Here is a 10,811-nt window from a genome sequence, read left to right on the forward strand (position 1 = left end):
GGGTTGGGGAGATCGGGTTTTGGGGAAATCAGTGTGAAGTTGACCGGTTTCGCGAGCGGACCGCAAGGGGCCAGGCGCCGGAAAAACAGTAAAGCCAGCCAACCGACAAAGCCCAGGTCGACGACTGAAGCTTACGTTTTTCCCGGACTTGACGACATTTTCTGTCGCGAAAAGCCCAAGTTTTTTGTGAATCGGTCTTGTGTGCGTCCCAGATTTCTGCCATAAAAATTTAGGACAGTAGTGCTGTCTTATTTTGTCGCACAAAACGAGCCGGATTGGCGTATCATTGGGCCTCTCCGGCTGTTGCCGCGAGCGACAGGTGGACAGCCAGACTCTGGCCTGTACGATTACCAGATGCGATCCATGCGGAAAGCCGCCTGGTTCGGCAAGGATTTCGCAAGACGTGCCACAAGGATCAGGGTGAGCCAAGCGCTTGCCGAGGCAAACCAGCGCCTGAATGGCTGGGAATGGAGGACAGGAGATGACGGACATGACGCACTCTGCGACGAGCGGCCAGGCCGCGCAGACGAAAGCGGCAACCGTCAAAACCACCTTGCGATCCAATATTAGCCGAACCGCCAACGGCTTTTCCGCCCAGGGCCTCTACGATCCGCGCAACGAGCATGACGCCTGCGGCGTCGGCTTCATCGTCAATATGAAGGGCGTGAAGTCGCATCAGATCGTCAAGGACGGGCTGGCTGTGCTCGAAAACCTGACGCATCGCGGCGCCGTTGGCGCCGATCCGCTGGTCGGCGATGGCGCCGGCGTGCTGGTGCAGCTTCCCGACCGTTTCTTCCGTGAGGAGATGGCGGCCCAGGGCATCGAGCTGCCGCCGGCCGGCCAGTACGGCGTCGGACACTGGTTCATGCCGCAGGACGCGGCCCTTCGCGCCCATATCGAGGACATCATTGCCGAATCGGCGCAATCCGAGGGGCTTCCGCTCATCGGTTTCCGTGACGTGCCCGTCGACAATTCGTCGCTGTCGAAGGCGCCTGACATCGTGGCATCCGAGCCGTTCCATCGGCAGATCTTCATCGGCCGCACGCCAGACATTACCGATGACGAGGAATACGAGGCCAGGCTCTATCTGCTGCGCAAGGTCATATCGGGCCGCATCTACGCCGAGAACGACAACAAGGACATCGGCGCCTATTGCGTGTCGCTGTCGGCGCGCACCATCGTCTACAAGGGCATGTTCCTGGCCTACCAGGTCGGCGCCTATTACAAGGACCTGATCGATCCGCGCTTCGAGACCGCGCTGATCCTCGTCCACCAGCGCTTCTCGACCAACACCTTCCCGTCTTGGAAGCTGGCGCATCCCTACCGCATGGTCGCCCACAATGGCGAGATCAACACCGTGCGCGGCAACAACAACTGGATGGCTGCGCGCCAGGCGTCGGTCGATTCCGAACTGTTCGGCAACAACATCTCGAAGCTGTGGCCGATTTCCTATGACGGCCAGTCCGACACCGCCTGCTTCGACAATGCGCTCGAGTTCCTGTTCCAGGGCGGGTACAGGCTCAGCCATGCCATGATGATGCTGATCCCGGAAGCCTGGGCGGGCAACAAGCTCATGCATGCCGATCGCAAGGCTTTCTACGAATACCATGCGGCACTGATGGAGCCGTGGGACGGGCCGGCAGCGGTGGTTTTCACCGATGGCCGCCAGATCGGCGCCACGCTCGACCGCAATGGCCTGCGCCCGGCACGCTACATCGTCACCGATGACGACCGCGTCATCATGGCCTCGGAAGCCGGCGTGCTGCCGGTGCCCGAGGAGAAGATCGTCAAGAAGTGGCGGCTGCAGCCAGGCCGGATGCTGCTGATCGACCTGGAGAAGGGGCGTATCGTCTCCGACGAGGAGCTCAAGTCGGAGATCGCGACCAAGCATCCCTACAAGACCTGGCTCGCCAACACACAGCTCATTCTCGAAGATTTGAAGCCGGTCGAGCCGCGCGCGCTGCGCAAGGATGTCAGCCTGCTCGATCGCCAGCAGGCATTCGGCTATAGCCAGGAAGACACCAAGCTGTTGATGTCGCCGATGGCGACGACAGGCCAGGAAGCGGTGGGCTCGATGGGCACCGACACGCCGATCTCGGCGATGTCGGACAAGTCGAAGCTGCTCTACACCTACTTCAAGCAGAACTTCGCCCAGGTCACCAACCCGCCGATCGATCCGATCCGCGAGGAGCTGGTGATGAGCCTGGTGTCCTTCATCGGGCCGCGGCCCAACATCTTCGACCTGGTCGGCAATTCGCGCCGCAAGCGGCTCGAGGTGCGCCAGCCGATCCTGACCAATGGCGATCTCGAAAAGATCCGTTCCATCGGCCACACCGAGGACCGCTTCGACACCAAGACGATCGACATCACCTATGGCTCGGCCGAAGGGGCCGCGGGCATGCAGGGCGCCATCGACCGGTTGTGCGAACGGGCGGAGGCGGCGGTCGCCGGCGGCTACAACATCATCATCCTGTCCGACCGCCAGGTCGGGCCGGACCGCATCGCCATCCCGGCGCTGCTGGCTACGGCCGCGGTCCATCATCACCTGATCCGCAAGGGGCTGCGCACCTCGGTCGGCCTCGTCGTCGAATCCGGCGAGCCGCGCGAAGTGCATCATTTCTGCTGCCTTGCCGGCTATGGCGCCGAGGCGATCAATCCGTACCTTGCCTTCGACACGCTGCTCGACATGCACAAGCGCGGCGAACTGCCGAAGGAAGTGGACGCCTACGAGGTCGTTTCGCGCTACATCAAGTCGATCGGCAAGGGCATCCTCAAGGTGATGTCCAAGATGGGCATCTCGACCTACCAGTCTTATTGCGGCGCGCAGATTTTCGACGCCATCGGCCTGAAGACCGATTTCGTGCAGCAATACTTCACCGGCACCGCGACGCTGATCGAAGGCGTCGGCCTGGACGAGATCGCGGCCGAGACGCTCAGCCGCCACAATGACGGTTTCGGCAACGACCCCGTGCTGCGCAACAGCCTCGAGGTCGGCGGCGAATACATGTTCCGCATGCGGGGCGAGGCGCATATCTGGTCGCCCGACGCAGTCGCCACCTTGCAGCACGCCGTGCGCCAGGGGTCGTGGGAAACGTTCAAGGACTATTCCGCCCAGATCGACAGCGAGACGGCCCGCGCCCAGACCATTCGCGGCCTGTTCAAGATCAAGCTGTCCGGAGAGACCGGCCGCAAGAAGGTGGCGCTCGACGACGTCATGTCAGCGGCCGACATCGTCAAGCGGTTCTCGACCGGGGCGATGTCGTTCGGGTCGATCTCGCGCGAAGCGCATACCACGCTGGCGCGCGCGATGAACCAGATCGGCGGCAAGTCGAACACCGGCGAGGGCGGCGAAGAGGCCGACCGCTATCTGCCGCTGCCTGGCGGCGGCAAGAACCCCGAACGCTCGGCGATCAAGCAGATCGCCTCGGGCCGTTTCGGCGTCACGGCCGAATACCTCGTCAATTCCGACATGATGCAGATCAAGGTGGCGCAGGGTGCCAAGCCCGGCGAGGGCGGCCAGCTGCCCGGCCACAAGGTCGACGCGACCATCGCCAAGGTCCGGCATTCGACGCCGGGCGTCGGCCTGATTTCGCCGCCGCCGCATCACGACATTTATTCGATCGAGGATCTCGCACAGCTGATCTACGATCTGAAAAACGTCAATCCGGCGGCCGACGTGTCGGTCAAGCTGGTGTCGGAGGTCGGTGTCGGCACGGTTGCGGCCGGCGTCGCCAAGGCGCGCGCCGACCACATCACCATTTCGGGCTATGATGGCGGCACTGGCGCCTCGCCGCTGACCTCGCTCAAGCATGCCGGCAGCCCATGGGAAATGGGCCTTGCCGAGACGCACCAGACGCTGGTGCTGAACGGCTTGCGGTCGCGCGTCGCGCTGCAGGTCGATGGCGGCTTGCGCACGGGGCGAGACGTTATCATCGGCGCGCTGCTTGGCGCCGACGAGTTCGGCTTCTCGACGGCACCGCTGATCGCGGCCGGCTGCATCATGATGCGCAAATGCCATCTCAACACCTGCCCGGTCGGCGTCGCGACGCAGGATCCGGTGCTGCGCAAGCGCTTCAAGGGCACGCCCGAGCATGTCATCAACTTCTTCTTCTACGTGGCGGAAGAGGTGAGGGAGCTGCTCGCCGAGATGGGTTACACCCATATCGACCAGATCATCGGCGACAGTGATCTTCTGGAGAAGCGCGACCTGATCGTGCACTGGAAGGCGCGCGGGCTCGATTTCTCGAAGATGTTCTTCAAGCCGGATGCGCCGCATGAGGCGGTGCACTGGACCGAGCGCCAGAAGCACCCGATCGACGACGTGCTCGACCGCAAGCTGATCGAGCTGGCAAAGCCTGCGCTCGAAAGCAAGCTGCCGGTCAAGATCGAGGTCGATATCCGCAATGTCGACCGCTCGACGGGCGCCATGCTGTCGGGTGAAGTGGCCAAGCGCTTCAAGCACAAGGGCCTGCGCGAGGACACCATCCAGGTGAAGCTGACCGGCACTGCCGGCCAGTCCTTCGGCGCCTTCCTGGCGCGCGGCATCTCGTTCGAGCTTGTCGGCGCCGGCAATGACTATGTCGGCAAGGGCCTGTCGGGCGGACGCATCGTCATCCGGCCGCCGGAAGAGGCCAAGATCGTCGCCGCCGAGTCCATCATCGTCGGCAATACGGTGCTCTATGGCGCCACCGAGGGCGAGGCCTACTTCGCCGGCGTCGCCGGCGAGCGTTTCGCCGTGCGCAATTCGGGCGTCGCCGCCGTCGTCGAAGGCGTCGGCGACCATGGCTGCGAGTACATGACGGGCGGCATCGTCGTCGTCATCGGCAAGACCGGCCGCAACTTCGCCGCCGGCATGTCGGGCGGCGTCGCCTATGTGCTGGACGAGGCGGGCGATTTCGCCGAGCGCTGCAACATGGCGATGGTCGAGCTGGAGCCGGTTCCGGAAGAAGACGATCTGATGGAAAGGCTGCTGCACCATGGCGGCGACCTTGACCACAAGGGTCGCGTCGACGTCTCCGGCGACATGACCAGCCATGACGAGGAGCGGCTTTACCAGTTGATTTCCAACCATGTGCATTACACCGGGTCGGTACGTGGTCGCGAGATTCTCGACGACTGGACGATTTTCCGGCCGAAGTTCCGCAAGATCATGCCGGTCGAATACCGCCGCGCCCTGATCGAGATGGAGCGCATGCGCATGGGCGTCGCGGCGGAATAGGCTTTGCAATTGCCGGGGAGCCCAAGCTTCCCGGCCCATCTTCATCGACAGTTTGACCTCCGGCGCAAGGTTGCCATGGCTGCCTCAAGGGGTTAACGGGTGCGGCGAAAACCGCACCATCTGGACAGCAGGAACTGGACTATGGGCAAGGTAACAGGCTTTCTCGAAATCGACCGGCAGGTGCACAAGTACCAGCCGGCCTCCGATCGCATCCGGCATTTCCGTGAATTCACGCTGCCGATGTCCGACAAGGAGGTCGAGAAACAGGCCGCGCGCTGCATGGATTGCGGCATTCCGTTCTGCCATGGGCCGACCGGTTGCCCGATCCACAACCAGATTCCGGACTGGAATGACCTCGTCTACAATGGCGACTGGGACAACGCGATCCGCAACCTGCATTCGACCAACAATTTCCCGGAGTTCACCGGCCGCATCTGCCCCGCGCCCTGCGAGGAAGCCTGCACGCTGAACCTCGAGGACATTCCCGTCGCCATCAAGACGGTCGAGCAGGCGATCGCCGACAAGGCCTATGAAACCGGCCATATCAGGCCCTATCCGCCGGAGAAGAAGACCGGCAAGCGCGTTGCCGTCATCGGCTCCGGCCCCGCCGGCATGGCGGCAGCCCAGCAGCTTGGCCGCGCCGGCCACGATGTCCATGTCTACGAGCGCGAAAGCCGGCCCGGCGGGCTGATGCGCTACGGCATTCCCGACTTCAAAATCGAGAAGCACTATATCGACCGGCGCATCGAGCAGATGCAGGGTGAGGGCGTGACCTTCCATTGCGGCGTCAATGTCGGCGTCGACAAGCCGGTTGCCGAGCTGCTCGCCGAACATGATGCCGTGCTCTATTGCGGCGGCTCGGAAACGCCGCGCGCGGCCGGCATTCCCGGCGACGATCTCGGCGGCGTGCATGACGCGATGCCCTATCTGGTGCAGCAGAACCGGCGTGTCGGCGGCGAACCGATTCAGTCGGTGGCATGGCCGTCGCATCCGATCATCGCCGGCGGCCAGCATGTCGTCGTCGTCGGCGGCGGCGATACCGCCTCCGACTGTGTCGGCACTGCTTTTCGCCAGGGTGCGGTGCGCGTCACCCAGCTCGACATCCGTCCGCAGCCGCCGGAGAAGGAAGACAAGCTTTCGGTCTGGCCCTATTGGGCGACCAAGATGCGCACCTCGTCCTCGCAGGCCGAAGGCGCGGAGCGCGAATTCCAGGTGGCGACACTCGAATTCATCGGCGAGGAAGGCCAGCTGACCGGCGTCAAGTGCTGCGAGGTCGACGACAAGCGCAAGCCGATCGCCGGCACCGAATTCGTCATTCGTGCCGATCTCGCCTTCATCGCCATCGGCTTTGCCGGGCCGGCTGCGGCCGGGGTGGCGAAGGAATTGGACGGTGAGATGAAGATCGCCACCGACAGCCGCCGCTCCAGGAATGTCGAGGCCAATGACCGCGACTACAAGACCAGCGTGGACAGGCTCTATGCGGCCGGCGACGTGCGTCGTGGCCAGTCGCTGGTCGTCTGGGCGATCCGCGAGGGCCGCCAGGCGGCACGCTCGATCGACGAGGCGTTGATGGGGTCGAGCGTTCTCCCGCGCTGAACCCAGGAGCGTGCAGCGATACTAACGATTGATCGCGGTCGTGGTATCGGTCGCGGCCTTTGGCGGCCATGAGAAATCGTCGGCGCGGCCGGGCGATGCAATCGGTGCCTTGCCCTCGACCACAAGCTTTTCACCGGGCAAGTCCGGATTGGCCTTCGCCGGCGGTGCCGCGCCCAGCAATTCGGAGCCACCGTCGAGTGCCGGATCGCTGAGCAGCATCGGCGCGGTTCGGTCGATAACGATGGGGGCCGCGGCCAGCGCCGGTGCCTCGACAGGTGCGCCCGCCGGAGCGGACGGTGTAATCACGCTTCCAGGCGCGGTCAGGCCGAGGATCTTCAGCAGCGGTTTTTCGGTGTAGAAGGCGAGTTTGCGCTTGCCCGCCCTCGAGACGTTGATGCCGTCATCGGCGCGCAGCCGAACCGGCTGGCCGTTGATGTCGGGGCCGCTGGTGACGAAAGCACCGTTCTCATCGACGAAGCCGTCCCAGACGTCGACGAATTCACCGCCATGGCTTTCAGCGGCCTGATGATAGATGTCGTTGAAGGCCAGCATATCGGAGGTCATCTTCGACACCCGGAACGCCGGCATGCCGACCCAGAGGAAGGGTACCTTTGCCTCCGCGATAGCTTTGCCGAACGCCTCGGTCCGGCGCTCATATTCCTTGGTCCAGGTTTCAGAGCGGGGCTGCTCGCGCACGTCACCCACCTTCATCTGCTGGCGGTCGTTGGAACCCAGCATGACGATCACGGCGGCAGGCTTTTCGGTCTCGATCAGCAATTTGATCTGTTCGGGCCAGTTGTAGAAATCATCGCGTACGAAGCCGGACGAGCCATTGCTGCGAACGACGATCCTGACGCCGGCATTCTCGGCAAAGGCGGTGTCGAGGCCTTCGGCGAGGCCGGCCGCCATGAAGTCTCCGACCACCAGCACGGTGCGAGCGTCCGGTGCCTTGTCGACCACCGGGATTTCCGGTTCCGCCGGCGGGCGCGGGGCGCGGGGTTTTTTCGCCTTGGGCCTGGGCCTCGGCTTCTGGATGTCCTGCGGCGGCTCGATGCGCTCGCTGCGGCGCGGGAACAGAAGGTCTCGCAGCGACCAGCCGCGGTTTTGCTGCTCCTGCGCCATGGCCGGCGCATGGAAGGCGCCAGCCACACCGACGGTGAGCACGATCACGGCCAGGATGAGCACCGGCATGCGACGAACAAGCCCTGCGATGCGCGCAGCCGAAGCCAATCGTTTCCTCCATCCCTTGGCGCAGCAAATGCCGCGCCAACCAGATTGCTACAGTGTCCTTTGCGCGCCCGAAAGGCCGCGCGGCACCGCAGGCGGCTCTATTTCTGCCGAAGCCACTTCAGCACTTCCATGCTCGGGTAACCGTCCTGGGTCAAGCCGGCCTTGGCCTGGAAGGCCAAGATGGCTGATTTCGAGCCGTCGCCGATCTTGCCGTCGAACTTGCCGTCATAAAGGCCATGTTGGGAAAGCCGCTGCTGCAGCTCCTGCCTTTCCTCGAAAGTGAGCTTGGTGAAAGGCCGCTTCCAGTCCTGCACGAGACCGCTGGAGCCGGCGATTTCGTCGGCAAGAAGGCCGACGGCCAGCGCATATTTGTCGGCGTTATTGTAGGCTTTGATGACCGTGAAATTCTTGATCATCAGGAAGGCCGGCCCGTTGCGGCCGTCCGGCACCTTCAGCGTCGCCTTGTCGGAGCCGTTCTTGAACGGCTTGCCGTTGGCCCTGACCACGCCGAGCGCCTGCCATTGCGACAGTGTTTTCGAGCCGCCGGGAAGCTTTCCAGCGGGCAAAGCAACCTCATAGCCCCAGGTCTTGCCGGCCTGCCAGCCATTCTTCTTCAACAAATTGGCTGATGTCGCCAGCGCATCGGGGATCGAATTCCAGATGTCGCGTTTGCCATTGCCGTCCATGTCGACGGCATAGTGCAGATAGCTGGTCGGGATGAACTGGGTATGGCCCATGGCGCCGGCCCAGGATCCGCTCAGATGGCTTTCGTCGATATCGCCGGTCTGCAGGATCTTCAGCGCGGCGATCAGCTGGGTGCGGGCGAATTTCGCCCGCTTCGGATCGGCATAGGCCAAGGTCGCCAGCGAGCGCACGACATTGCGCATGACGTCGTCGCGCTTGAGGATCTCGCCATAATTCGATTCCATCGACCAGATGGCCAGCAGGATGTAGCGGTTGACACCGAACCTGGCCTCGATCCGGTCCAGCCACGGCTTCCATTTCCTGGCCATCTGCTGGCCGACGGCGACCGACTGATCATGGACGCGGTTGTCGAAATAGTCCCAGGCAGGGGCCGTGAATTCAGGCTGCGTACGCGCCTTTTCCAGCACCACCGGATCGATATCCCTGATGTTCCTGAAGGCCTGGTCGTAGAGGGCGCCGGAAACGCCGCTCTGCACGGCGGTGGCGCGGAAGCCGGCGACCCACTGCCGGAAACCGGCATCGGCGAAAGCGGGGCCAGGCATCAGCAGAGCGAGCGATAGGCTGGCTGCCGCCATGACGCTGGTAAAAATTTTTGCGGCATTGCGAACGGACATCTTTTCCTCCTTCTCTGTCTCAGGAAAGACCATTCATCGCCGAACCAGGTTAGGAATTAGTTTACCATAGGCGCCACCGGGAACGAAAAGACGCTTCGAAGCTTTACCGGTGGACATTCCTCTCAGTTGCCCAGTAGTCCCGAATTCCGGCGTGAAAATGTCTTGGAACGGGGATTGCGGAGCTGGCCCTCAAACGGATAATTGAAAGCATGAAGAGAGTTCGCAAGGCAGTCTTCCCGGTCGCCGGTCTCGGCACACGGTTTCTCCCGGCCACCAAGGCTGTCCCCAAGGAAATGCTGACCGTCGTCGACCGGCCGGTGATCCAGTATGTGGTGGATGAGGCACGCGAGGCCGGCATCGAGCATTTCATCTTCGTCACCGGCCGCAACAAGGCCGTCATCGAGGACCATTTCGACATCCAGTTCGAACTCTATGACACGCTGGCCCAGCGCGGCAAGGACGACCAGCTCGCCCGCCTGCAACGGCTGCAGCCGGCACCGGGGCAGACCAGTTTCACACGCCAGCAGGTACCGATGGGACTTGGCCATGCCGTCTGGTGCGCCCGCGAGCTCGTCGGCGACGAGCCCTTCGCGCTGTTGCTGCCCGACATGATCATGCAGTCGGAGAAGAGCTGCACGAAGGCAATGGTCGAGCTCTACGAGGAGACCGGCAACAACATCATCGCGGTGCAGGAATGCGCTCCCGCCGAAACCCACAAATACGGCATCGTCGGCCGCGGCGAGGACACGCATCACGGTTTCCGCATCACCGAGATGGTGGAAAAGCCGAAGGCCGGCACCGCGCCGTCCAACCTTTACATCAACGGCCGCTACATCCTGCAGCCGGAGATCTTCAAGATCCTCGAAGGCCAGGAAAAAGGCGCCGGCAACGAGATCCAGCTCACCGACGCCATGCTGAAGCTGGAAAAGCAGCAGCCTTTCTACGGCTACCACTATCGAGGCCGCACGTTCGACTGCGGATCGCCGGAAGGTTTTGTCGAGGCCAATGTCGCCTTCGCGCTATGGCGCAGCGACATGAACGAGAACATGGCCGGTGTGATCCGCACGCTTCTCGATGAGATGAAGCCATCCGAGCGCCGCGGCGCCGCATCTTAAGTCGATGTCGATGTTCAGCTGGTCCGCGGAAGGGCCGGTCTGATCTCAACGCACGTTTGGCACGCAAGTCCTCAGCGCTGCACTTTCACGCCGAGGAAGATGCTGTTGGCGGTGTAGTCCCGGCCCGGCAGATTGCTGGTCAGCTTCTCGGTCCTCACCCTTGTGGTGAGGCCGGCGTAGCGGTTCAGCCACCAGGTCAGCCCGGCCTCGGCGCTCAACACCCTGTCATGGCCATCGATGCCGATGTAATCACGCCAGTCGAGGCCCAGAGCCGCATTGGCGGTGAGGTTGGCGCGAATCTGGCGTTCGCCGGGCAGGCGACCGGAATAGAGG

The 10,811-nt window shown here is 63.1% G+C and carries 6 protein-coding genes; 3 read left to right on the plus strand and 3 right to left on the minus strand.

From position 1 onward, the window contains the following. The first annotated feature begins 481 nt into the window (after window positions 1-481). Both gltB and EOD15_RS19230 read left to right on the plus strand, forming a co-directional pair. Window positions 482-5,218, plus strand: a complete 4,737-nt coding sequence (gene gltB / locus EOD15_RS19225; RefSeq protein WP_127408742.1) for a glutamate synthase large subunit — start codon at window positions 482-484, stop codon at window positions 5,216-5,218. Window positions 5,219-5,359: 141 nt separating this feature from the next. Next, window positions 5,360-6,814: a glutamate synthase subunit beta gene (locus tag EOD15_RS19230; RefSeq protein WP_127272441.1), complete on the plus strand. Its 1,455-nt coding sequence runs from the start codon at window positions 5,360-5,362 to the stop codon at window positions 6,812-6,814. Window positions 6,815-6,835: 21 nt separating this feature from the next. Here EOD15_RS19230 and EOD15_RS19235 read toward each other — a convergent pair whose 3' ends face one another. Continuing rightward, entirely contained in the window at window positions 6,836-8,044 is a 1,209-nt protein-coding gene (locus EOD15_RS19235; protein WP_127408743.1) for a DUF459 domain-containing protein, read from the minus strand. A 98-nt stretch (window positions 8,045-8,142) separates the two neighbouring features. Further along, window positions 8,143-9,363 (minus strand): lytic murein transglycosylase, encoded by a 1,221-nt coding sequence (locus EOD15_RS19240; RefSeq protein ID WP_127270259.1) that lies wholly within the window; start codon window positions 9,361-9,363, stop codon window positions 8,143-8,145. 209 nt (window positions 9,364-9,572) lie between these two features. On the opposite strand from EOD15_RS19240, the gene galU reads away from it, so the two are divergent. After that, on the plus strand, window positions 9,573-10,478 hold the full coding sequence (gene galU, locus EOD15_RS19245) for a UTP--glucose-1-phosphate uridylyltransferase GalU (protein WP_127270261.1): 906 nt from the start codon (window positions 9,573-9,575) through the stop codon (window positions 10,476-10,478). Window positions 10,479-10,549: 71 nt separating this feature from the next. On the opposite strand, the gene EOD15_RS19250 is transcribed toward galU, so the two are convergent. After that, the coding region (locus tag EOD15_RS19250) for an outer membrane beta-barrel protein (RefSeq protein ID WP_148129581.1) at window positions 10,550-10,811 on the minus strand (262 nt) is incomplete at its 5' end.

Origin of the sequence: Mesorhizobium sp. M7A.T.Ca.US.000.02.2.1 (genome assembly GCF_003996995.1) — a bacterium.
Classification (GTDB): Bacteria; Pseudomonadota; Alphaproteobacteria; order Rhizobiales; family Rhizobiaceae; genus Mesorhizobium.